Source organism: Gammaproteobacteria bacterium (assembly GCA_034522055.1).
Classification (GTDB): Bacteria; Pseudomonadota; Gammaproteobacteria; order JAABTG01; family JAABTG01; genus JAABTG01.
The window spans coordinates 2,993,588-3,017,448 of sequence record JAXHLS010000002.1; the positions used below are offsets into that span (position 1 = coordinate 2,993,588).

The following is a 23,861-nucleotide window of genomic DNA, read 5'->3' on the forward strand; positions in this document are numbered from 1 at the left end:
AACAACGGGAGCTGGGCATGATGGTGCGCCCGGGCCGCCGCCAGGGGGACGAGCTGGAGTTCCTGCCCGCGGTGCTGGAACTCCAGGAGACGCCGCCGTCGCCGGTGGGCCGGGCCACGGCCGGCGTCATCATGTTGCTGTTCGTGGTGGGGGTGGCGTGGGCCGCCCTGGGGCAGATGGACATCGTGGCGGTGGCCCCGGGGAAGATCGTCCCCAGCGACCGCTCCAAGGTCATCCAGCCCCTGGAGGCGGGTGTGGTGAGGGCGATTCGTGTGGCGGACGGGCAACGGGTGGCTGCGGGGGATGTGCTCATCGAACTGGATGCCACGGCGGCGGATGCCGACGTGGCGCGGCTGGCCAATGAGGCCCAGGCGGCGGCGCTGCAGGCCGGTCGCCTGCGGGCCTTGCTGGCGGGTGCCGACGCCATGGCGGTACCGGCCGGCGCCGATGGCGCCCTGGCGGCCCTGCAGGAACGCTTGCTGGTGGACCAGCGCAATGAATACACCGCCCGCCTGGAGTCGGCGCGGCTGCAGGTGCGGGAGCGTGCTGCCACTGTTGCGGTCACCGGGGCCCATATCGCACGCCTGGAGGCCGTGCTGCCCCTGATCGAGGAGCGCACCGCGGCCATGGCGGACCTCGAGCGTAAGCACTACGGCTCGCGCATGGCGTTCCTGGAACTGGAAGAGGAGCGCGTGGACAAGGTCCGGGAACTCGACACCCTGCGCCATCAGCTCGAGCGCGACCGGGCGGCTCTGGAGGATGCCCGGGCCCGCATGACCCATATCACGGCGGAAGCCCGGCATGGCTGGCGCGCCGCCCTGGCGGAACACGAGACCCGCCTGCGCTCTATCGCCGAGGAGCTGCACAAGGCCGAGGGCCGGCGCCGGCGGCAGCGGCTGGTGGCCCCCATCGGCGGCGTGGTCCAGCAGTTGGCGGTCCACACCGTGGGCGGGGTGGTGACGCCGGCCCAGACCCTGATGGTCATCGTGCCCGGGGAGGACCGGCTCGAAGTGGAGGCCTGGGTGGAAAATAAGGACGCGGGCTTCGTGCGCCGCGGCCAGGCGGCGGAGGTCAAGGTCGAGGCCTTTCCGTTCACCCGCTACGGCACCGTGGCGGGCACCATCTTGGACCTGTCGCGGGAGGCGGTGACCATGGAGGGCGCCGGACTGCTCTATCCGGCGCGGGTGGCTCTCGCGCATACGGCCGTGGAGGTGGGCGGGGCGCCGGTGGCCCTGGCACCGGGGATGAACGTGACGGTGGAGATCAAGACTGGCCGGCGGCGGCTGCTGGAGTATTTTCTCAGCCCTCTGCTGCGGGGCCTCGACGAGAGTGCCCGGGAGCGTTGAGGACGAGGGCCGGGCCCAGGGCCATGCGCGACCGGCTTGTAAATGGCAGCGCTTAGGCCACACTTGGCATACCTATCTGCATCCAGGCAAGGGGGCGTTCTTGGCTTACGAAAATAATCGATTACTGCTGGAACTCGAGAAGATCCGGCGGGACGTGAACCGTGAGGTGATCAACCCGGAGATCCCGGAGTTGTCCATGGCGGACATCGAGCCCATCATCCGCATGGTGGCCAAGGTGCGCCTCGCCTACCTCAAGGAGTTCCTCGACATCGCCAGGATGGACGGCGACATGCCCTCCAGCCACCAGGTGGAGATGTTGAAGGGGCTGCGCCACGCCTACGAGGAACTGGTGGCCGCCGCCAACGCCATGGAGACGGCCATCCAGCGGGGCTACGTGGACGTGCGGGGCGTTTCCGGCTGACATCCGCCCGTCTCCCGCCCCTGGGACCTGAACCAACGACGAGGACCATCCCATGCTGTGGGCCCACTGCCCCCTGTGCGACGCCCCCCTGTTCGAACCCATGCGCCCGCCGCCGGGCGAGGATACGGTGTTCAGCTGTCCCGAATGTGGTGGCTTGCTGCGCCGGGAGTACGACGACGAGAGCGGCGAGGAGCGCCTGGTGGGCGTGGATCCGAGGGACAGGCGATCCTCGGGCGGGCCGCCGCCCGCCTGAGCCCCACGAATTCTGCTGACGAGCAAAAAAAAAGACCCCGCGGGCGCGGGGTCATTCTTAGGAGGATACTTATTGCACGTTGGAAGCGCCTGCATCATCTCCCAACGGCCGCAAGAGTAAAATGACCCAGGTCAAAAACCATCCGCCGCCAGAGGTCTTTCCCACCATCGTGGCAAGCACCGTGGCCCCGTGATGCTGGAACTCCGCGCCCTGTCCAAGAGCTATGACGGTACCGTGGCGGTGGCGCCCCTGGATCTCGCCTGCCTGCCGGGGGAGACCACGGTGCTCATCGGCCCCAGCGGCTGCGGCAAGTCCACCTTGCTGCGCCTCATCACCGGGCTGGTGGCGCCGGATGCGGGCCAGGTGGTGGTGGCGGGGCAGGTGCTCGGCCCCGACAACGTGCGGGCGCTGCGCCATCGCATGGGCTACGTGATCCAGGAGGGCGGGTTGTTCCCCCACCTCACGGCCGGCGCCAACGTCGGCCTGCTGGTGCGTCACCTGGGCTGGCCGGAGACACGCATCGCCGGGCGTCTGGCAGAACTCGCCCGGCTGGTGCATGTGGCTCCAGAGTTGCTCATGCGCTATCCGGCGGAGCTATCCGGCGGCCAGCGCCAGCGGGTGGGTCTGATGCGCGCCCTCATGCCCGATCCGGAGCTGCTGCTGCTGGACGAGCCCCTGGGGGCCCTGGACCCCATGATCCGCAGCCGCCTCCAGGAGGATCTGCGGCACATCTTCCGGCGCCTCGGCAAGACCGTGGTGCTGGTGACCCACGACATCGCCGAGGCCGCCTTCTTCGCCTCTTCCATCATCCTCATGCGTGCCGGCCACGTGGTGCAGCGGGGCACCCTCGAGGACCTGGTGCGGCGCCCCGCCGAGGCCTTCGTCACCGAGTTCATCACCGCCCAGCGCCGGCCCCTGGAGGCCCTCATGGCGGCCACCCCGTGAGGGCCCCCGCGGGGCCGCTGCTGGCCCTGAGCCTGGCCCTCGGCTGGGTCACAGGCTGGGCTGCCCCGGCACCGGCCCACGAGCTGGTGGTGGGTTCCAAGAAGTTCACGGAATCGGTGATCCTGGGTGAGATCCTGCGGCTTGCCATAGAGGCCGCAGGCTGGCCGGCCCGCCATCGCGCCGAGTTGGGGGGTAGCCCGGTGTTGTGGAGTGCCCTGGTGACGGGGGATATCCATCTCTATCCGGAATATACCGGCACCCTGATGGAGGAGCTGCTGGCGCGGGAGAACGTGATGGAGGGGCCGACTTTGGAACGGGCCCTGGCGGCCCGTGGCCTCGCCATGCTCGCACCCCTCGGTTTCAACAACACCTATGCCGTCGGCGTCACCGCGGTACGGGCCCGGGAACTCGGCCTGGGGACGGTGTCGGACCTCCTCCGTCATCCCGGCCTGCGTCTCGGTTTCTCCCACGAGTTCATGGACCGCGAGGACGGCTGGCCGGGCCTCAAGGCCCGCTATGGCCTGCCCCAGGAGCGGGTCACGGGGCTGGACCACGACCTCGCCTACCGTGCCCTGGCCGCCGGGCGCATCGATGTCACGGATCTCTACACCACCGACGCGGAGATCGACGACTACGATCTGCGCCCCCTCGAGGACGACCGGGGCTATTTCCGCGACTACCGGGCGGTCGTGCTCTACCGCCGGGAACTGGCCCACCAAGCACCGGAGGTATTGGCCATCCTCGGCCGCCTGGCGGGCACTATCGACGAGGCGACCATGATCGCCATGAACGCCGCGGTGAAGCTGGAGGGCCGCAGCGAAGGCGCGGTGGCCCAGGAATTCATGGCCCGGACCCTGGGGGTGGGCGGGCGCCACGAGGCGCCTTCCGTGGCGGCGGAAGTGGGACGGCGCACCCTGGAGCATCTGTACCTGGTGGCCCTGTCCCTGTCGGCGGCCATCGCCGTGGGGCTGCCGCTGGGCATCGCCGCCGCCTACCGGCCCCGCCTCGGCTACGCCATCCTCGCCGTCGTGGGGGTGGTGCAGACCATCCCCTCCCTGGCCCTGTTCGTGTTCATGATCCCGCTGCTCGGCATCGGCGCGGCACCGGCGGTGGTGGCCCTGTTCCTCTACAGCCTGCTGCCCATCGTGCGCAACACCCATGCCGGCCTCATGGGGATCCCGGCGGCCCTGCGGGAGTCGGCCCTGGCACTGGGCCTCGCCGGTCCGGTGCGATTGTTCAGGATCGAGCTGCCCCTGGCCTCTCGCGCCATCCTCGCCGGCATCAAGACCGCGGCCGTCATCAACGTGGGCACCGCCACCCTGGCGGCCCTCATCGGCGCCGGGGGCTACGGCCAGCCTATTCTCACGGGGATCCGGCTGGACGACACCGCCGTCATACTCCAGGGGGCGGTGCCGGCGGCCCTGCTGGCGCTGGCGGTGCAGGGCCTGTTCGGCCTGCTGGAGCGCCGGCTGGTTCCCCGGGGTATGCGCCTGGCCGGGGGAGGCCTGTAGGTCGGTTGCTCTTGGCAACTCACAACCCGGGGCCGGGACGGAGCGAAAACGTCGGCTGCCGGGAGCAGCCGACCTACAAAAAGCGTAACCGCGAAAGACGCGAAATGACGCGAAAAGGGAGAAGGTCAGGGAGGAGTGGCAGTTCGAAAGGCGCAGCGGATTCAGCGTTTCGGCGTCAGCAGAGCGGACGCACGGGCGGTAATCTTTTCCCCTTTCCCATTTCCCCTTTCCCATTTCCTCTGGGGAGAAGGGCAGAGGCGTAGGTCGGCTGCTCTTGGCAGCCGACGGAAACTCGGCGCTTTGCGGGCGCGCATGTCGGTTGCCGAAAGCAACCGACCTACAGACTGCTTGACAGGAAACGGAGTATCTACGAGCGGTCGTGGCGCCGCCGCTTGGGGTGTCGCGGTGCGCCGAAGACCCACACGGTGACGAGGATCATGGGCAGGATCCCCACGGGCCACAGGCCCTGGGACAGGAAGGCTAAGGGGACGCCCCACAGGGCCAGCAGCCAGTAACGCATGGGCCCATGATGAACCGCCATCCGGCCGCCGGGAAGGGGGGCGATGATGTGGCACGGATACCCGCGGCCCTCAAGCCCGCCCCGTTCCCGGCCGAATACGTAAAAGGCATGTGAGGAGTGGTTCATGGAGCAGACAATCCAGGAGGAAACCCGTTTCCACGTCGCGCCGCCCCGGCGCCGGGGCCTCCAGGTGCGACGTATCTATCTGGCGACGGTGTTCCTGATGACCGGGGCCTTCCTGCTGTTCGCCATCAGTTCCTGGATCGAGACCCGGCGCACTGCCTCCAACGAGCTCGAGCACGCGAGCCGCATGCTGCATGATGCCACCACCGTGGTGCTGGCCCACCAGGAGTCCATGCTGCGGGTGCTGGGCCGGCGCCTGGAGGACCGGCTGCGCCAGGAGATCGCCCGCGTGGGCCGTTCGGGGCGTAGCCTGGCGGTGATGTACGTGGATCTGGACCAGTTCAAGCGCGTCAACGACAGCTTCGGCCACACCGTGGGGGACGGCTTGTTGCTGGCCGCGGCCCACCGCCTCAATGCCTGTCTGCGGGAGGGGGACACGGTGGGGCGGCTGGGGGGTGACGAGTTCCTGCTGCTGTTTCCCGATCTCCACTCGGCGGCGGATGCCCAGCCCCTGGCGGACCGGGTCCTGGAGGCCTTCGATGGCCGTTTCCTCGTGGAGGGCCGGGAACTCTTCTCCACCGCCAGCATCGGCGTGGCCCTGTGTCCCGATGATGGCACGGACAGTGGGACCCTGCTGCAGAACGCCGACACGGCGCTGTATCGGGCGAAGGACGCCGGGCGCCACGGCGTGTGTTTCTTCAGGCAGGAATACAGCCGCGCCGCCACCCGCCGGGTGGTGGTGGAGAACGCCCTGCACCTGGCTCTGGAGCGGGATGAGCTGCGGGTGGTTTATCAGCCCAAATGCGATGCCCGCAGCCGGCGCTGGATGGGGGCCGAGGCCCTGCTGCGCTGGCACAGCGCCACCCTCGGCGAGGTGTCCCCCGGCGAGTTCATCCCAGTGGCCGAGGACACCGGACTCATCGCGGCCCTGGGCCAGTTCGTGCTCGTGCGGGCCGTGGAGGATCTGGTGCGCATCCAGGCCGTCGCACCGGACTTCACCATGGCCGTCAATGTCTCCGTGCGCCAGTTCGACAGCCCCAACCTGGTGACCGGGGTGGTCGATCTGCTGGAGCAATTCGGCATAGCGCCGGCCATGCTGGAACTGGAGGTCACGGAGAGCATCATGGCCGCCACCATTCCACAACTGGATCTGCTGCGGGAGGCCGGGCTGCGGCTGGCCATCGACGATTTCGGCACCGGCTTCTCCAGCCTGAGCTATCTCAAGCGCCTGCCGGTGACCACCCTCAAGCTGGACCGGGAGTTCGTGCGCGACCTGGAGACGGATCCGGCGGACAAGGCGCTGTTGAAGGCCATGATCAAACTGGCCCAGGAACTGGACCTGGAGACCGTTGCGGAGGGCGTGGAGACGGAAGGCCAGGCGGCGTTCCTGCAGCAGCAGCGGGTATCCCAGTTGCAGGGCTACCTGCTGGCCCGGCCCATGCCCGTGGACGAGCTGCTGGTGCGCCTTCAGGAACCGGGCCGGCGCAGCAGCCGGTAGCTGCCGGTGAGCCGGGCGGGGCCCGTCTGCGGCCCTGGTCGTAAAAGGACCCCGATGCGGTGGGATAAGGAGGAAACACTTGGCCGCACCGGGGCCAAACAGGTGTCCCCGCAATGGACCCTGCGCGCACGGTTTTGCTTTCCCATGCCGTACAATGCGCCGCTCCGATGAAGGTCCCCGACATGCCGCTGCTGTTGACCGCCCGCAACCTGGTGAAGGTGTTTCCCGGCACCCGGGCGGTGGACGACGTGAGCTTCGAGGTGGAGCAGGGTACCTGTTTCGGGCTCCTCGGTCCCAACGGCGCCGGCAAGACCACCACCCTGGAGATGCTGGAGGCCATTCAGGTCTGCACGGCGGGGGAGATACGTTATAAGGGGCGGCCCCTGGATGCCCGCTATCGTGAGGAGGTGGGGATCCAGTTCCAGGCCACGGCCCTGCAGGACTTCCAGAGCGTGAGCGAGTCCCTGACCCTGTTCTCGCGGCTCTATGCCCGCCGCGCCGATCGGGATGAACTGGTGCGGATGTGCAATCTCGGGGATATTCTCCATCAGGACACCCGCACCCTGTCCGGCGGCCAGCGCCAGCGCCTGCTTCTGGCCATCGCCCTGGTGAACGATCCGGAGTTGGTGTTCCTGGACGAGCCCACCACCGGTCTGGACCCTCAATCGCGGCGCAACTTCTGGGGTCTCATCGAGTCGGTGCTGGCTCGCGGCAAGACCGTGGTGCTCACCACCCACTACATGGAGGAGGCCGAGCGTCTGTGCGACGTGGTGGCCATCATCGACCACGGCCGGGTCATCGCCCACGGGCGCCCGCGGGAACTCATCCGCGAGCACTTCCCCGACGTGGTGGTGCGCCTGCCCGCCGCCCACTGGCCGGCGGAGCAGCCCCTGCCGCCAGGCGGCGCGGTCCACGACGGCGAGGTGGAGCTGTTCACCGACGACGTGGCGCCCCTGCTGGACCTGCTGCGGCGCGCCGGGGCGGACCTCACGGAGATGCGGGTGGAGACGCCCAACCTCGAGGACCTGTTCCTCAAGCTCACCGGCCATGCCCTGAGGGCCTAGCTTCATGTGGCAACGAATCGCCGCCATCCTGGTGGCCCGTAACCGCGAGTTCTACCGCGACCGCGCCGGGTTGGCCTGGAACGTGTTGATGCCCCTGCTCATCCTGGTGGCCTTCGCCTTCCTGTTCCAGGGCGAGCCCGAGGACGTGCTGGAGGTGGGGGTGGTGACGGGCGATGAGGCCATGGAGGCCGTGGACTCGCCCTTCCTGGAGCTGGAGCACATCGCCTTTACGCCCTTCGCGGACGTGGCGGTGGGCATGGTGAAGGTGGAACGCCACCAGATTGACCTGTTGGTGGACCTGCGGGGTGCGCCCGTCTACTGGATCAACGCCAACGCCCCCCGTGGCCACGTGGCCGAGCGCCTGCTGCTGGGGGCCTACGGTACGCCGGGCACGGAACCCCGCCGCGAGACGGTGACGGGGCGGGCCCTGCGCTACGTGGACTGGGTGCTGCCGGGGATCCTGGGGGTCAACATCATGTTCAGCAGCCTGTGGGGGGTGGGCTGGGTCATCGTGCGCTACCGCAAGAACGGCGTGCTGCGGCGCCTCAAGGCCACACCCCTCACCGCCTTCGAGTTCCTCGCCGCCCAGGTGCTGTCTCGCCTCGGCGTGGTGATGGTGGCCACGGTGGTGGTATATGCCGGGGCCCACCTGCTGCTGGACTTCGTCATGCGCGGGGCCTTCCTCACCTTGCTGCTGGTGTATGCCGCCGGCGCCCTGTCCCTCATCAGCCTGGGGTTGGTGGTGGCCGCGCGGCTGCGTTCCGAGGAGCTGGCGGACGGGGTGCTGAACCTCCTCTCCTGGCCCATGATGCTGATGTCCGGGGTGTGGTTCTCCATGGAGAGTGCCAGCGCCCCCGCCCGCTTGTTGGCGGAACTCCTGCCCCTCACCCACGTGGTCAACGCCACCCGCGGCGTGATGGTGGAGGGCCACGGCCTGGCGGAGGTGGCGCCGGGCATCGCCGTCCTGCTGGCCATGTCCACCGTGTTTATGATCGTGGCTGCCCGCGCGTTCTGCTGGGAATAGCCGTTCCGCCATGCCCTGGCTCAAGGTGTCGGAGCCTGGCCCGCGCTATCCTGTCCCCCGTGATCACCGAGCATTCAAGGAGGCGAACCATGCATGATGTAAACGGAGAAAAGACCACCTCAGCCGTGGCGAAGCTGAATCAGCAACTGCCCCTCACGGCGCGCCAGCGGCGACTCCCAGAGCCCCTGGCAGCGGCCCACCGCGCCATGCTGAGGTCGCTGGCGGAGCGGGGACGGCCCCTCGATGCTGAGGAACTGGCCGCCCTGGTGGGTACGCGGGACACCGCCGGCGCCCTGGAACGCCTGGGCAAAGACGACCTCGTGGTGTTGAACAGTGACGGTACGGCCGTGGGCGCTTACCCCATGACCATAGAGGACACCCCCCACCGCCTGCGAGTGAACGGCCGGCCGGTGCATGCCATGTGCGCCCTGGACGCGGTGTCCGTGGGCCCTATGTTCGATGCGGAGGTGGCCATCGAATCGCGCTGCGCGGTGACGGGGGAGCCCATCCGCATCCGCCAGCGAGGTGCGCAGATCCTGGCCGCCGAGCCCTCCGACGACGTGCGAGTGGGGGTGCGCTGGCAGCAGCCGGAGGGCCATGCCGCCCACAGCATGTGCATGGAGATGGTGTTCCTGAAGGACGGCGAGACCGCCCGCCGCTGGCTGGCGACGGGCGAGGGTGAAGACAAGAGCCAGTACACCCTCGACGACGCCGTGGCCTTCGGTGCCGGCTTCTTCCTGCCCCTGGTGGAGTAGCATTGCGCAACCGGAAGGGGGGCATTCCGCGCGCATTAACAAAGGATGATCGGCAACAGAGGGCAACTGGCTATGATATGCGCAGTGTGGCCGATCGCCGCCGCACCCAACTCACCAGGAGATCATCGAATGTCTGAAAGGGAAGAGTATATCGCGAAGGCACGGGCCCGTCTCGACCAGTGGAACGCCGAGATCGACAAGCTAAAGGCCAAGGCCGACGAGGCCGAGGCCGAGGCCAGGATCCAGTACCAAAAGCAGATTGAGGAATTGCGTACGCAGCGCGACGAGGCCGAGCGGAGGATGAAAGAAATGCAGGAGGCCGGCGACGCGGCATGGGACGACATGAAGTCCGGCTTCGATCAGGCCTGGGACAGCATGTCGAAGGCCTTCGACGATGCCATGAACCGGTTCAAGTGATGGGGGTGCATATGATGGCTTACCGAAAATCCATACAGGCGTGCCTGCTTGCTGCTGTCCTGTCCCTTGTCGCGATGCCGTCTGTCGCCCAGGACGGCGCCCAGGACAACGAGGCGCTGACCACCACGGACGATTTACGCGCGGAGGTATCCGAGGCGATGGAGGCGATCGCAGAATATTCGGCGCAGGAACGGGATCAGGCGCTGACAAAGGCCCGCGAGACCCTGAAGCAGTTGGATGCCGAGATCGAGCGCCGGGAACACGCGCTGCGCGAGAACTGGGCCGATATGTCCAAGGCCGCGAAACACACCGCCCGCGAGCGGCTGCGGGATCTGCGCCGGGCGCGCAATGCCCTGGGGGAGCGCTACGGTGCGCTCCAGGCGGGTACCAGCAGCGCGTGGGATGAGCTCAAGTCCGGCTTCTACAACGCCTGGGACGCATTTTCCGAGGCCTGGAGCGCCGCCGACGAGGCGCCTAAGAACAACTGATAGCTGCACCAGCGGTGGCGCCAGCCACCGCTGGCACACGCCCCGCCCCGGGGAATCACAGGGTCCTTGCGGGCTTCAGTCCCTGCCCCGGGGCTTGCGGGCCGTTGCCAGTGGCCCCGGGGACTATCCCGTGGCAGCCAGTTGCTGTTTGATCGGCAGGTTGCGCAGGCGTTGACCGGTGGCCGCGAAGATCGCGTTGAGCACCGCCGGCGCGGCGACGGCGATGGTGGGTTCGCCGATGCCACCCCAGAACCCGCCCGAAGGCATGACGATGGTCTCCACCGCGGGCATCTCGTCCATCAGAAGTGACGGGAAATCATGAAAGTTGCTCTGGGCCACGGCGCCGCCTGCGATGGTGCACTCGCCGTAGAGCAGGGCCGACAGCCCGTAGACGAACGAGCCTTCGACCTGGGCCTCGATCTGTTGCGGGTTGACCGCGTGACCGGGATCGGTGGCGGCGACGATGCGATGGATTCTGAGTCCGCCCCCGTCATCCACCGACACCTCCGCGCAGGCGGCGACGTAACTGCCGAAGGTCTTGACCACCGCCAGCCCGCGATGCATGCCCTCGGGCGCGCTCTGGCCCCATCCGGCCTTGTCCGCCACGGCGTCGAGTACCGCCAGGCCCTTGGGGTTGCCCGCCATCAGGCCGCGCCGGAAGTCGAGGGGGTCCCGGCCGGCGGCATGGGCCAGTTCATCCATGAAGCATTCCATATATATGGCGTTCTGGTTGATGTTCACCCCGCGCCAGAACCCCGGTGGCACCGGCGGGTTGCGCATGGCGTGTTCCACCAGCAGGTTGGGCACGGTATAGCTGATGGCATGATCGCCCTCGGCATGAAAGCCCTGGAAGGTGACCGCATCGGCGCCGTCCTGTAAGGCCGCGGGACGCACCGTGGCGAGGATGGACTGGCCGGAGATGCGCACGTGCAGCCCGGTCAGGTTGCCGTCCTCATCGAGGCCGCCCGTGAGCCTGCACTGGGTGATGGGGTGATAGTGGCCGTGGGCCATGTCTTCCTCGCGGCTCCACAACAACTTGACCGGGGTGCCCGGCAGTTGTCTGGCGATGGTCACCGCCTGCGTGACGAAATCATGAAACGCGCCGCGCCGGCCAAATCCGCCGCCCAGGTGGATCTTGTAGACGTCGCATCTGTCGGCCGGCAGCCCCGACGCCTCGATCGCCGCCGCCAGCGCCGCCTCGCCGTTTTGCGTGGGGCACCAGACCTCGCACTTGTCTTCGGTCCACACCGCGGTGGCGTTCATCGGCTCCATGGTGGCGTGGTTCTGATAGGGATAGCGATAGGTGGCCTCGATGGTCCTCGTCGCGCCGTCCAGCGCCTCCCTGACATCACCGGCCTGGTTGCCGACAAATACATCCCCGTCGGAGGTCAGTCCCTCCTCGAGCATCCTGTCGATGGCGGCGCTGTCCAGTTCCGCGTTCGGGCCCTTGTCCCAGGTGATGGGCAAGGCCTCGAGGGCCTTGTGGGCCTGCCACCAGGTGTCGGCGACCACGGCCACGGCCTCCTCGCCGACCCGCACCACCTTGCGTACGCCGGGCATGCCGCGCACCTTTTCCCCGTCGAAGGATTCCAGCCTGCCACCGAACACCGGGCAGGCCTTGATGGCCGCGTTGAGCATCCCCGGCAGTTGTAAATCGGCGCCGAAGATCTGCCGGCCGTTGAGCTTGTCGTCGGTATCCAGGCGCGGGACGGGCTTGCCGATGAGACGCCACTCGCCGGGATCCTTCAGTTCCACGTGCTGGGGCGGGAACAGCTCGGCGGCCGCCGCGGCGACCTGACCGTAGGTGACGGTGCGCCCGCTGGGCCCGTGGGTGATGACGCTGTTGGCGGCACGGCAGTCAGCCGTGGATACGTCCCAGCGCTCGGCCGCCGCCTGGATCAGCATCTGCCGCGCCACGGCCCCGCCCTTACGCACGTAGCGGTGGCTGTCGCGGATCCCCCGGCTGCCGCCGGTGGAGAAGCTGCCCCATACCCGATTGCGGGCACGGTTCTCGCCGGGGGTGGGATACTCGGTGATGACCCTGTCCCAGTCGCATTCCAACTCCTCGGCCACCAGTTGCGCCAGCCCCGTCAGGGTGCCCTGACCCATCTCGGAACGGGCGATACGGATGATCACGGTGTCATCGGGCTGGATCACCACCCAGGCCCCGATCTCGGGTGTGCCCTCGGACGGCAATTCGTCCCACTCACCCGCCCGGGCGCCGCCGCCGAGGGGCAGATAGAGCCCGAGGGAGAAGCCGGCCCCCAGGCCGGCCACGCGGGTGCCGGTGATCAGGAACTCGCGGCGGGATGGATCTAGAGGTTTCTGTTTCATCACGACCTCCCGTCCTTGCCTCGATTCATCCGGGCGGCCGCCAGATGAATGCCCCGCCGCACGCGGTTGAAGGTGCCGCAGCGGCAGATGTTGGTCACCTGCCGGTTGATCTCCTCGTCACTGGGTTCCGGATGCCCGTGGAGCAGCGCCGCGGCGGCCATGATCATCCCCGGCTGGCAGTATCCGCACTGGGGCACGTCCAGCTCCTTCCAGGCCTGCTGCAGCGGATGACTGTTATCGGCCGACAGTCCCTCGATGGTCACGATGGGTCTGGACTCGTCCATGGCCGACACCGGCACCATGCACGAGCGCACCGCCTCGCCGTCCACATGCACCGTGCACGAACCGCACCGGCCGATGCCGCATGCATACTTGGTCCCGGTCAAGCCGAGCTGTTCGCGCAGCACCCAAAGCAGGGGGGTGTCACCATCCGCCTCCACCTCGAGCCGTTCGCCGTTGATGTTCAGTGTCGCCATGGAAAGGCCTCCGAAAAACCTGCCAAGAGTCTAGACAGGCTGATGGCGCGGGGCAACGAGGGTTCGAGCGACGATGGGCCATCGAGAGGAACAGGGCGCGTGATCCGGGAGGTTGTGCGAGTACGCCGCCGGGGGTCAGGTGAACAGAGCCCGCACCAGGCGTACCCCGCCCAGCAACACCAGGGGCACGCCGGCAAGGGCGAACAATGTCGGCTTGGCCCACAGGCGCAGGAAGGAATCCACCACCGCTCGCTGTCGATTACGGGGATCGTAACGCACCGTCACCCGTTCTCCCGCCTCGTAGAGTTTCTTGCCCGCCCCCACTTCGCTGGTGATGCGCTGGGTGTGGCCCTGGTGGTCCTGGAATTCCACTACCGGGTAGTAGAACAGGGCGGGATAACGCCGCGAGGCGGTCTCGTAACCGGAGGTGTAGTCCACCACGGTGCCTTCCACGGGTACCGTGTTCGCCACCAGTTGGCGCGAGGTCTCGTAGGCCTGGAAAGCGAAATACCAAGGTACCAGCCCGACGACCAGCAAGATGAGGGGTGGGAGGATCTTCAAGGGGGTCGTCTCATGGGGTAGCGTTCATCGACCGTCCAGAGTTCAGTGTCGCGCTTCTCGGCTGGATATCGATTTCGCGGGTGTCCGCCGTGGTAGTCCGCGATGGACGAACCACCTGTCAGAATAGGAGTATAAGGAATTTGGCATACCCGTTTCTGCCAGGTCATAGAGGCCCTGACCCGATGATCGCCTTTCCGGTGGTCGATGGTGGCCTCCCCCTTCGACGATTCAGGCCTGCGCGAGCAGGGAGCGGGCCGCGGCCACCACCGGGTTATCCGCATCCGCGCTGCCGTTGTAGTACAGCGTGCTGGCGGCGACATAGCGCCGACGCCACGGTGGGCCGAGGAAGGCGGCATTCTCGAAGGCGGCCTCCACGAACTTGTAATCATGGGTGCCGGTGTTGCGTACCACGGTGTGGTGTCTCGCCAGTTCCATCAGGGCCGCCTCGCTGCCGCCGCCTTCCAGATAGCCGAGCACGCGGCGCGCCGCGGCCACCCGATCGTGGCTGATCTCCCGGAAGATGGCGGTCAGGGCGTCGCCGGGTGCGGCGTCGGGCTCGAGGGGCGTCAGTTGGTCCAGCCGCAGAGGACGCTGGTCGTCCCCCAGGCGCTCGCGGAACAGGGGCATGAAGGCCCCGGCCTGCAGCAACAGCAGCCGCCGTGTCAGGTCCGACGTGGTATGGCGATAGGCGTAGTGCAGGGCGTTGGCCGTGGTGTTGGCGTGGACCGCGATGATGCCGGATCGGCGCAGCATCAGTTCGCCGGCGGCGGCGTGTATCGCCTGCCAGAGGGTGGCGGGGGACAAGCCGCCGGCGAGCCGGGCGGCGAAGGCCTCGGCGGCCTGCAGGTCGTCGCCTTCCCGCAACAGGGCCATGAGTTCGGGGATGGCCTCGTCGTCGGATTCGCCCGCGCCCCAGCGCCGGGGCAGTTCCCGCGCGAGCACGAGATTGTGGCGCCAGGGTCGGTCCGGCACCAAGTCGTGGTGGGCGGGGTTGGGCTCGCCCTGGTGATTGACCAGGGCGTAGGTCAGGGAACGCAGCAGGGGTTCCGCGGCACGCCACCCGAGGACCTCCAGCAGGCGATGGCAATTGGCGGCGGTGATGGCCTTGTGGCCGATATGGCGGAAATCCCTCGCACCATAATGGAACAGGAGGTCGAATACCCGCTGCGGCGGGTGCGCACGCGCCAGCCCCACGATGGCGGCATCGGCGCCTTCGACATCCCATGCCTCCAGGGCGTCCCTGAGAGCGGCTGCGGACCGCTCCCCGGCGGGAACCCGGGCCTCGATCACCGGCGACATATGCCAGCCGCCTTCCGAAAGGTTTCGGGCCTGGGCCCCCTTGAAGGTATCCGCGGCCCACAGCACGGGCAGCCAGCGGTCGGCCGCCCGGCCCTTCACCGTACAGAGGTGCACCGCTTGCAGCACCATGAGGGCGTGATACTTGTATCCCACCACTGGATAGGGCGCCACCTGCCGGGCGGCGGCCACCGCCGCCGCTTCCAACAGCGGTTGATAGCCAAGGCCGCCCCGGATCCGCGACACCAGCCTTTCCAGCAGGGCCTCACGGGGCGTTTCCACCAGTACCGCCACCAGGGATTCGAGGTCACGATTCGCCGATCCGGGCCTGGAATGGGCTCTGGTTATAGTGGTGCGCCCCCCGGTAATGCCGAGGAGCAACACGCCACCGGCGCCCACGCGCAGGAATTTACGTCTTTGTACCATGGCCATTCTCCGGCCGCTGTGGGGTCATTCATGTCTGATCCACAAGACTGGCGGCTGCCTTGGTTGATTTCACCGGGGTGGATGTCCACGTAGCCCCCCACGTAGCCCCCCACGGGCTGTCGGGCTGAAGCCCGACCTACAGCCGGGCCTACGCAACACCCCACCGCCCATTCCTTTGGCACGGATGTAGGTCGGGATTCATCCCGACATTTCCGCCCCGACCCCCGTCGACTGCCAAGAGCAGCCGACCTACGCCTCTGTCCTTCTCCCCCGGGGAAATAGGAAATGGGAAATAGGAAAAGATTACCACCCGTGTGTCCGCTCTGCTGAAGCCGAAACGGTGGATCCGCTGCGCCTTTTCAAACTGCTACTCCTCCCTGCGAAAGACGCGAAAGAACAAAGAGATGACGGTGGAAGCGCCACTAGGAGCGGCACCCCGCCGCGAAGGGGCCGGAAAATCGCGACGAGGGCGTCGCTCCACAGGGGTCATCGAAGCCCCCAGCCTTCTTCCCTTTCGCGCCTTTCGCGACTTTCGTAGTTACCGCTTTTTTTTAACAACCCTGACCTTCTCCCTTTTCACGTGATTTCGCGTCTTTCGCGGTTACGCTTTTTGTAGGTCGGGATTTATCCCGACATTAAACCCCACCGCACGCACCTCGCGCCGGGTCGGAATCCACCGCGGCCGGTTGCGACAACGTGTCGCATTTACCCTCCGCGGATCCGTGGTTAGGGTGCCGTTCGCTTACGCCCCCTATGAATTCGTCCAGGAGTCCTCGATGCAGGTACCCATGTTTCGTTCAGTGTTCGTCTGGTCCGTGGTGCTCGTGATGACCGCCGGCGCAATGCCCGTGACGGCGGCGGAGCCCCTGAGCCTGCCCCCGGTCACCGTCACCGGCGAGGCGGAGGACGGCCCGCGCATGACGGTGGTGCCGGCCCGGACCTCGGTCGCCGGGCCCACTACCGCCGGGTTGTTGAAGCGGGTGCCGGGAGGCAATGTCAACCACAACGGTCCCCTGAGCGGCATCGTTCAGTACCGGGGCATGTACGGCCCGCGCGTCAACACCCGCGTCGATGGCCTGCCCATGGCCTCGGGCGGGCCCAACCTCATGGACCCGCCCCTGCACTATGCCCCCATGCCGCTGCTGGAGGCGGTGGAGGTCCATCGCGGCATCGCGCCGGTGAGCGCCGGCAATGAGTCCATCGGCGGCCACGTGGCCGCGCGACTCAAGTCCAGCGCCTTCACGGACGGCGCCGACTTGGAATTCCATGGCGATATCAGTGCCAGCGCCCAAACCGGGGATGATGGTTACGGCCTGGGGGGGTTGTTGTGGGGCGCCAACCGCAGTCACCGGGTCCACGTGCTGGGGGTCGCGGAGGAGGGCGACGACACCCGCTTTCCCGGTAGCGACATTCACCCCACGGAATACGAGCGCAGCGCCCATGGCGTCGGCTATGGGTTTCGCAGCGGGGGCCATGAGTTCGCCATCGACGTCCTGCGCAACGAGACGGACGACGCCGGCACTCCGGCCCTGCCCATGGATATCCGCTTTTTCGACACCGATAAGGTCAGCCTCTCCTATGAGAGGGCCGTCGGCGCTCACCGGCTCAAGGCGCGGCTGTTTTATACGGACGTGGACCATCTCATGACCAACTTCCACCTGCGCCAGCCGCCGCCTGCCGGGTTCCGCCAGGCCGCGGCCACCAGCGATGCCCGCGGTTTCGAGGTGGGTGTGCAAAGGGCCGCGGGCGCGGGGGAACTGGCCCTCGGCGTGGACGGCCACTTCGCCGACCACGACACGGACATCTTCAATCCCAACAATCCGGCCTTCTTCGTCAATAATTTCAACGGCGTGGAGCGGGACCGCCTGGGCCTGTTCGCCGAGTGGGAAGCCCCCGCGGGCGAGCGCAGCGGCTATGGGCTGGGCGTGCGTTATACCCGCGTGGACATGGATGCCGATGAGGTGGACGGTACGCCGGCGCGGGTGATGATGGGACCGCGGGTGCTGCGGGGCCGCTTCAACGCCGCCGATCGGGACCGTACCGACCACAACGTGGACGTGGTGGCCACGTTCTTCCACGACCTGTCGGACGAGTTGCGGCTGGATATCGGCCTCGGCCGCAAGACCCGCTCGCCCTCCTACCAGGAGGCCTACCTGTGGCTGCCCCTGGAGGCCACCGCCGGGCTGGCGGACCGTAAGCGCTACGTGGGGGACGTGGGTCTGGACCCCGAGGTGGCCTACGAGGTGGACGCCGGGCTGGAATGGCGCCGCGGTGGGGCCTATGCCGCGCCGCGGGTGTTCTACAAACGGGTGGACGATTACATCCAGGGCGTGCCCGCCACCGACCCCGTGGTGATCGCCGTGAGTAAGGCCAACGGTGATCCCCGGCCCCTGCAGTTCGCCAACGTGGATGCCGAACTCTACGGCTTCGATGCCCGCTTCGGCCTCGCCTTCTCGGAGCGTCTGGCCATGGATGGGGTGGTGAGCTACGTGCGTGGCGAGCGCCGCGACATCGACGACGACCTCTACCGCATCGCCCCCCTCACGGCCACCCTGGCCCTGACCTACGAGACCGCGGCGTGGTCCGTCACCACCGAGGCGGAGCTAGTGGCGGAGCAGGACCGGGTATCGGAGACCAACGAGGAGGACCCCACCGGCGGCTACGGGCTGCTCAACGTGTTCGGTCACTATCGCCTGCCCAACGGTCTGATGTTGGGGGTCGGCATCAACAACCTGTTCGACAAGGACCATGCCGGCCATCTGAACGGCTACAACCGGGTACGGGACAGCGACGTGGCGGTGGGTGAGCGCCTGCCCGGCGCGGGCCGCAGCCTGTTCGCCCGGATGAATTACAGCTGGTAGTTACAGGCTCTGCAGTCCTCCGTGCCGCCCTGGGGGGCGGTGGGGCTTGTCAGGTTTCCCTCATATACCGCAGAGTCCATCGTGGTCCCCGGAGGCTCGTAAGTAATAACGGCTCCGGAAGGACGAAGCTGGCGTCGTCATGCCGGGCTTGATCCGGCAACTGCCTTCATCGTCATGCCGGGCTGGACGCGGCATCCGCCCCCATCGTCATGCCGGGCTTGACCCGGCATCCAGGGTGGTGTCTGATGGCGCCGCGGGGTGTCCATGGCCGCCGTGGATCCAAGCGGCCCTCATTCAAGAATCCACTGCCCATGCGGTCATTACGCGTTGCGCCCATGTCACGACATCTGGCGGGATTGCTCGCCTTGCTGCTCGTCGTGCAGGGCCTGCTGCCCGTGGCCTCCCACACCACCCTGGCCGTGGACGGCCGTGGCGAGGTGGTGCAGATCTGCACCCTGGATGGCCTGCAGACACGCGTCGTGGACCAGCAGGGTCGGCTGTCCCCCGAGGCCCCGCCGGGGGACGACATCAACCCGGCCGTCCAATTCTCCCTGCTCACGGCCGAGGTTCTGGGCAGTCTCCAGATGCCGCTGGCCACGCCCGCCGTATTCGATACCCTCCCGGTGGGGGACATCCGTCGCACCGCGCCATCGAGCGCCGTCGCCGGCCTGCGACCCATCCGCGCCCCACCCCTCGCCTGAGCCTTTCCGCGTAAGTTTTACTCGCAGGATCCCCTCGGCCTGATCGCGGCCGGCGAGACGGGTTCGGGGCGTGAGGGAAACGCTGAAGAATTCCGCGACTCCCGAGCGGGGCAGGATCCCCCAGCGTTTTCGATGGCTGCGCCATTGCAAATGACGGAAGACGAGAACCGCGTTCTCTTTTTTCATGCTGATCGGGCCATCTATGGCCAATAATCAGCGTTTCCTTAAGATAAATGCGGTACCCCGTGGCCCTCCGTCCAGGGCCCGCGGGGATACCGTTACCGGAGAGACCATCATGCCCACCATCACCCTGCGCGGGTTCCCCTTCGCCCCCATGGACGGGACGGTGCCGGCCACGGACCAGGCGGTCAGGAACATGCACGGCATCATCCTGATGCGCACCCTCACCATCATCGGTCAGACCGCCGCCGTGGCGGTGGCCAGCCTCCACTATGGCTGGGACATGCCCCTCGAGGCCATCGGTCTGGTCATCGGCCTGCTGGTGGCGTGGAACGTCGTCACCCTGGCCCGCAGCCGCGCCCATGCCCCGGCGGGGGAGACGGAGTTCTTCATCCAGCTGCTGGTGGACGTGCTGCAGCTCACGGCCCTGCTCTATCTGACGGGGGGCGCCGCTAACCCCTTCACCTGGTTCCTGCTGCTGCCCCTGACCATCACCGCCACCATCCTCGGGGCGGGGGCCACCTGGGTCATGGTGGCGGTGACCGTGGCCTGCTACAGCCTGCTCATGGGGGTCCAGCCCGCCCTGCCGGAAGGCGGCAGCCATGGCGGCGGCCACGGCGCCCATGACTTCGGCCTGCACGTGTTCGGCATGTGGATCGGCTTCATGGTGAGCGCGGCCCTCATCGCCGTGTTCGTGGCCGGCATGGCCCGCAACCTGCGCGAGCGCGAGGGTCAGCTTCACCGGGCCCGGGAGCAGGCCCTGCGGGACGAGAAGGTGGTGGCCCTTGGTGCCCTGGCCGCCGGCACCGCCCACGAGCTGGGTACGCCGCTCGCCACCATTCTCACGGTGGTGGGGGAGGTGCAGCGGGACTATCCGGCGGCCCGGCATCCGCAGTTGGCCCGGGACATGGCCCTGGTGCGGGAGCAGGTGGAACGCAGCCGCGAGGCCCTGGGGGCCATCACCTCCGCCGCCGGCGGCGTGCGGGCGGGGGACGGCCGGGCCATGCCCATCGCCGCCTGGCTGGAGGCCATGGTGGCGGAGTGGCGGCGCCTGCGGCCCCACACCCCCATCGACCTGACCCTGGAGGGTGGGGCCGGCGACCGGCCCATTGTCACCGACCGTACCCTGACCCAGGCCCTGCATAACATCATGAACAACGCCGCGGATGCCTCGCCGTCCCGTATCGGGCTGATGGCGCACTGGGACGGGGAGTCCCTGTGTATCGCCATTGAGGACGATGGCGACGGTTTCCCCGCGGACGGCGCCGGCGGGGCCGTGAATTGTCCCCCCAGCACCAAGGATCACGGCCTCGGCCTGGGGTTGTTCCTGTCCCATGCCGTCATCGGGCGCTTCGGTGGCCGCACCACCATCCATAACCGGCCCCGGGGCGGCGCGGTGGTGAATGTCGTGCTGCCCCTCGGCGCCATGGGCAGCCCCGCATGACGACGCCTGATCCGCCCGGTCTGGAGCACCTCCCGGGCCTGCTGATGGTCGATGACGATGAGGTGTTCTGTGGGGTGATGAGCCGCGCCCTGTCGCGGCGGGGCTATCGGGTGTGGAGTGCCCGGGATGTGGCGGGGGCCCTGGCCCTGGCCCTGGAGCGGCGCCCGGAGTACGTGCTGGTGGACCTCCACATCGGCCGCGAGTCCGGCCTCGAGCTGGTGGCCGGGTTGCGGGCCGAGTTGCCCCTGGCGCGCATCGTGGTGCTCACCGGGTATGCCAGCATCGCCACGGCGGTGGAGGCGGTGAAGCTCGGGGCCACCCACTACCTGGCCAAGCCCGCCGATGCCGACAGTGTCATCGCCGCCTTCGACCGCGACGACGGCGACGCGGACCTGGAAGCGCCGGCCGAGCGACCCTCGGTGCGGCGCCTGGAATGGGAGTACCTGCAGATGGTGCTGGACCAGTGCGGCGGTAACGTCTCCGCCGCCGCGCGCCAGTTGAACATGCATCGCCGCACCCTTCAGCGTAAGCTGGCAAAGCGTCCCGTAAGGCGGTAGCGCTATCCGCGGCCGGGGCCACTCCGCCAGCCCGCCCCTGTGGAGCGCGTTTGCGCGCGAACCCGGGGCGCGGAGGTGGCTGGACGGGGATGGAAACCCTTCGCGTGATTCCGGAGTTCCCCCACAGGCTGTCATGGTTTTGCAACGCGGTCTCGATTAACCTGTGTTTGCGATGAACCGGAGGCGTCACCGCGGTCCCTTTCGATGAGGCCGCCATTGGTGCGGATTGCCCATCGACGCGGAGATGCTTTCTTAGAGTCGCCGGCTGCTGGAGCGTGGGCGAGGCCGCCGGCGATGTTATTCCGTTTTCAATAGCGAGACGCGTTTTCAATTGCGAGACGTTGTGCAGCTTTGGACAACAGGGTCATCTTTGACCCAAGGAAAGTCCTATGACCGACAAGCAGTTCTTTATCCTCAAGTGTTCCCTGTGCGCCCTCGCGGTGATATTTGCCACGGTTCTGGTGACCATGCTGGAGGTGGCGCGCTGACTCGAATCCGCTAATTTAGGCGACCTTCGGGGGCCGGTACGCGGCCCCCGAAGGTATGGTTGCTCAGGTACCCGCGTCCCGGTCCACCGGGCAGGAGCGGTCACGCCTGCCGAGCCGCCAGCGGGCGAAGGGGCCGTAGATCCGATCCAGGGGCCCCGTCAGGCGCAGGGCCTGCGTCACGGAGGCGAGGGCCTTGTAATAGGGCAGGTGCCGCCACAACTCCACGAAGCCCCACACCCCCCGGTGCATGTGGCCGACACCGTCTTTGACGTGGAACACCGCCATGGCGGAGGCGTAATCCAGCCCATGACGTTCCAGCAGGTGGGGTTCCCGGACTATGTCCACCCATTGCACGCGTCCCGCCCTGTCGAGTCGGCGGTAGTGAGCGATCTCGCGGCTGCACAGGCTACAGCCCCCGTCGAAAAAGACCATGGGGCGGGCGTCCGCAGGCGGGGTGCTCAAGGTGTCGGGGGGCATCGGGGCCTCGCAGGTTTCACACGCCACGGCGTGGCGTACCCTGAGGACTACGCAGGTTGCGGTGGCGCGGTTCAGATGTCGGCCCCGGCGGCCGGCCGGTCCGCTGTGCTTGACCTGTCCTACGAAGGCCGGGGAGGAGCGCAGGGTGAAACAAGTGCAGCGGTTCCACCGTTGCGGCGCAGGGGCGGTGCCCCGGCACCCGGTCGGCAAGGACGGTGCCGTCTAGTGGTCATGGTGGTGGTGGCCGGCACTGCCCGCGTCGCGCTTGCGCACGGTGGCCACCACATCCGTGGTGCTGCCGTCATCGAACCGGAGTTCGATTTCCACCTCGTCTCCGGCCGTCAGCCCGCGGGTCAGGCCGAACAACATCATGTGCAGGCCGCCCGGCTGCAGCCGCGTGGTGCCGCCGGCCGGTACGTCGATGCGGTCCACCTGGCGCATGCGCATCACGCCGTCGTCGTTGATATGGGTGTGGAGTTCCGCCTTACGCGCCACCGGCGTGCGCGCACCCACCAGGGCGCGGTCGTTAGCGCCCGGGTTCACCAGGGTGAAATAGGCGGCACTGTTCTTCTGCACCGGCGGCAACTCGAAGATGTAGGCCTCCGTGACCTCGATGCCTGGGGCAGCGGTATCAACCGGCGCCGTGCCCTCTTCAGCGGCTGCAACGAAGGCCTCGAGCTCACCCCGTTCCATGTGAGCCACCCGGCGGCGGTCGAATGCCTCCAGGGCGAGGACGGCCACACCGCCGTGCTTGGCCATGAACAGCCGCGCGGCGTTCTCCGTGGCGACCGCCACGGCCTCGTGGCCCATGGGCCCCATGAGGTCCGAACCCACCACGAACCAGGCCTCGCGGGCATCGATCAGGCGCCCGCCGAAGTGCTCGGTGACAGCCACCACATCCACATCCTCCCGGACCCTGTCGGTGGCGTAGCGGGGGACGTCATTCAGGAATTTGAACAGATCCCGGGGGCCGTCGAAATAATGGACTTGGTCATCCTCGAAACGCACCGCGGCCACCCAGTCGGGGAAGCGGGCGGGGTACATGCCGCACACCGGACAGCGGGCCTCGGGCCCGGGTGGTGGGATATCCACGGTCGCCGCCGCGGCGCCCGGCGTGACGCAGGCGAGCACCATGAGCAGGAGCAGATGCTTGAGGCTGGGTGTGGGGTTCATGGGCTATACCTCATCAGGAAGGGGGCGCCGATGCCACGGCCGGCGACGATGGCCGGTGGAGGGGCGTAAAGCACAGGCAAAGGACGTTAGCGAGTTTGCGCCGGGCCGTCAAAGCGTGCCATGGGGGATATCGGGCCGTAGAGGCTGCGAGGCCTTATATACCGAGGTGTGACCGGGGATGCGACAAATGGTCGCAGGGCGTGAGGTGCCTGAGGGCACCCGGATAGGACCGGGAGTGTCTACCCACCCACGCCGTCACCCAGGGCCAATGGCGGCCGCGGCGGGTGTAATGCCCATGCGCTGGTTGGTGTCACTGCCCCGGACGGGTCAAGCCCGGCATTACGGAATAACTCGTAGGTTGGGGTGAGGAACGAAGCCCAACATGACCAGGCCCGTAGGGTGGGTCAAGCGCAGCGGACCCGCCGGCTGCCCCTCTCGGCAACCGACATCCCCGCCCAGGCCCCGTCGGCTGCCAAGAGCACCCGACCTACGCCGTTTCAGTGTGTAGGGCGGAACAAGCGC

At 67.7% G+C, this 23,861-nt stretch carries 22 protein-coding genes; 15 read left to right on the top strand and 7 right to left on the bottom strand.

Annotation, left to right across the window (positions count from 1 at the left end):
* Positions 1–17: 17 nt before the first annotated feature.
* The 5 genes from U5S82_14460 to U5S82_14480 all read left to right on the top strand — a co-directional run bounded on the left by U5S82_14460 (position 18) and on the right by U5S82_14480 (position 4,476).
* Entirely contained in the window at positions 18–1,346 is a 1,329-nt protein-coding gene (locus U5S82_14460; protein ID MDZ7752831.1) for an HlyD family type I secretion periplasmic adaptor subunit, read from the top strand.
* A gap of 100 nt (positions 1,347–1,446) precedes the next feature.
* Complete coding sequence (locus tag U5S82_14465; protein MDZ7752832.1) at positions 1,447–1,767, top strand: hypothetical protein; 321 nt, start codon at positions 1,447–1,449, stop codon at positions 1,765–1,767.
* A gap of 52 nt (positions 1,768–1,819) precedes the next feature.
* On the top strand, positions 1,820–2,020 hold the full coding sequence (locus tag U5S82_14470; protein ID MDZ7752833.1) for a hypothetical protein: 201 nt from the start codon (positions 1,820–1,822) through the stop codon (positions 2,018–2,020).
* Positions 2,021–2,212: 192 nt separating this feature from the next.
* Positions 2,213–2,965: an ATP-binding cassette domain-containing protein gene (locus tag U5S82_14475; GenBank protein MDZ7752834.1), complete on the top strand. Its 753-nt coding sequence runs from the start codon at positions 2,213–2,215 to the stop codon at positions 2,963–2,965.
* 32 nt (positions 2,966–2,997) lie between these two features.
* Complete coding sequence (locus U5S82_14480) at positions 2,998–4,476, top strand: glycine betaine ABC transporter substrate-binding protein (protein MDZ7752835.1); 1,479 nt, start codon at positions 2,998–3,000, stop codon at positions 4,474–4,476.
* 367 nt (positions 4,477–4,843) lie between these two features.
* Here the strand turns inward: U5S82_14480 and U5S82_14485 are convergent, their stop codons facing one another.
* Positions 4,844–5,122, bottom strand: coding sequence for a hypothetical protein (locus U5S82_14485; protein ID MDZ7752836.1), 279 nt, complete (start codon positions 5,120–5,122; stop codon positions 4,844–4,846).
* Between U5S82_14485 and U5S82_14490 the strand changes: the two genes are divergently transcribed.
* The 6 genes from U5S82_14490 to U5S82_14515 all read left to right on the top strand — a co-directional run bounded on the left by U5S82_14490 (position 5,121) and on the right by U5S82_14515 (position 10,365).
* Entirely contained in the window at positions 5,121–6,617 is a 1,497-nt protein-coding gene (locus U5S82_14490; protein ID MDZ7752837.1) for an EAL domain-containing protein, read from the top strand. The two genes, U5S82_14485 and U5S82_14490, sit on opposite strands and share 2 nt — an antisense overlap.
* 182 nt (positions 6,618–6,799) lie before the next feature.
* A complete protein-coding gene (locus tag U5S82_14495; protein ID MDZ7752838.1) occupies positions 6,800–7,681 on the top strand; it encodes an ABC transporter ATP-binding protein in 882 nt (293 codons plus the stop codon).
* A gap of 4 nt (positions 7,682–7,685) precedes the next feature.
* Positions 7,686–8,705 carry an ABC transporter permease gene (locus tag U5S82_14500; GenBank protein MDZ7752839.1) on the top strand — a complete coding sequence of 340 codons (1,020 nt, stop codon included), beginning with the start codon at positions 7,686–7,688 and terminating at the stop codon, positions 8,703–8,705.
* Positions 8,706–8,794: 89 nt separating this feature from the next.
* Positions 8,795–9,460 carry an alkylmercury lyase family protein gene (locus U5S82_14505; GenBank protein ID MDZ7752840.1) on the top strand — a complete coding sequence of 222 codons (666 nt, stop codon included), beginning with the start codon at positions 8,795–8,797 and terminating at the stop codon, positions 9,458–9,460.
* A gap of 129 nt (positions 9,461–9,589) precedes the next feature.
* Positions 9,590–9,877 carry a hypothetical protein gene (locus U5S82_14510; GenBank protein MDZ7752841.1) on the top strand — a complete coding sequence of 96 codons (288 nt, stop codon included), beginning with the start codon at positions 9,590–9,592 and terminating at the stop codon, positions 9,875–9,877.
* 11 nt (positions 9,878–9,888) lie between these two features.
* Positions 9,889–10,365, top strand: a complete 477-nt coding sequence (locus U5S82_14515; GenBank protein MDZ7752842.1) for a hypothetical protein — start codon at positions 9,889–9,891, stop codon at positions 10,363–10,365.
* 123 nt (positions 10,366–10,488) lie between these two features.
* On the opposite strand, the gene U5S82_14520 is transcribed toward U5S82_14515, so the two are convergent.
* The 4 genes from U5S82_14520 to U5S82_14535 form a co-directional block, all read right to left on the bottom strand.
* Positions 10,489–12,699 carry a molybdopterin cofactor-binding domain-containing protein gene (locus U5S82_14520; protein MDZ7752843.1) on the bottom strand — a complete coding sequence of 737 codons (2,211 nt, stop codon included), beginning with the start codon at positions 12,697–12,699 and terminating at the stop codon, positions 10,489–10,491.
* Entirely contained in the window at positions 12,699–13,175 is a 477-nt protein-coding gene (locus U5S82_14525) for a (2Fe-2S)-binding protein (protein MDZ7752844.1), read from the bottom strand. Before U5S82_14525 ends, U5S82_14520 begins: the two co-directional genes overlap by 1 nt.
* A gap of 135 nt (positions 13,176–13,310) precedes the next feature.
* A complete protein-coding gene (locus U5S82_14530; protein ID MDZ7752845.1) occupies positions 13,311–13,736 on the bottom strand; it encodes a DUF3592 domain-containing protein in 426 nt (141 codons plus the stop codon).
* 228 nt (positions 13,737–13,964) lie between these two features.
* The gene (locus U5S82_14535; GenBank protein ID MDZ7752846.1) at positions 13,965–15,458 is read right to left on the bottom strand and encodes a hypothetical protein; all 1,494 of its coding nucleotides are present in this window, start codon (positions 15,456–15,458) and stop codon (positions 13,965–13,967) included.
* A 776-nt stretch (positions 15,459–16,234) separates the two neighbouring features.
* Here U5S82_14535 and U5S82_14540 point away from each other — a divergent pair.
* The 4 genes from U5S82_14540 (at position 16,235) to U5S82_14555 (ending at position 21,201) form a co-directional block, all read left to right on the top strand.
* A complete protein-coding gene (locus U5S82_14540; protein ID MDZ7752847.1) occupies positions 16,235–18,319 on the top strand; it encodes a TonB-dependent receptor in 2,085 nt (694 codons plus the stop codon).
* Between the two features lie 335 nt (positions 18,320–18,654).
* Positions 18,655–19,020, top strand: a complete 366-nt coding sequence (locus U5S82_14545) for a hypothetical protein (protein ID MDZ7752848.1) — start codon at positions 18,655–18,657, stop codon at positions 19,018–19,020.
* Between the two features lie 295 nt (positions 19,021–19,315).
* Positions 19,316–20,644, top strand: a complete 1,329-nt coding sequence (locus tag U5S82_14550; protein ID MDZ7752849.1) for an ATP-binding protein — start codon at positions 19,316–19,318, stop codon at positions 20,642–20,644.
* Positions 20,641–21,201 (top strand): response regulator transcription factor, encoded by a 561-nt coding sequence (locus U5S82_14555; GenBank protein MDZ7752850.1) that lies wholly within the window; start codon positions 20,641–20,643, stop codon positions 21,199–21,201. Before U5S82_14550 ends, U5S82_14555 begins: the two co-directional genes overlap by 4 nt.
* Positions 21,202–21,752: 551 nt before the next feature.
* Here the strand turns inward: U5S82_14555 and U5S82_14560 are convergent.
* Both U5S82_14560 and U5S82_14565 read right to left on the bottom strand, forming a co-directional pair.
* On the bottom strand, positions 21,753–22,166 hold the full coding sequence (locus U5S82_14560; protein MDZ7752851.1) for a DUF393 domain-containing protein: 414 nt from the start codon (positions 22,164–22,166) through the stop codon (positions 21,753–21,755).
* Positions 22,167–22,388: 222 nt separating this feature from the next.
* Positions 22,389–23,339, bottom strand: coding sequence for a copper chaperone PCu(A)C (locus tag U5S82_14565; protein ID MDZ7752852.1), 951 nt, complete (start codon positions 23,337–23,339; stop codon positions 22,389–22,391).
* Between the last annotated feature and the right edge of the window lie 522 nt (positions 23,340–23,861).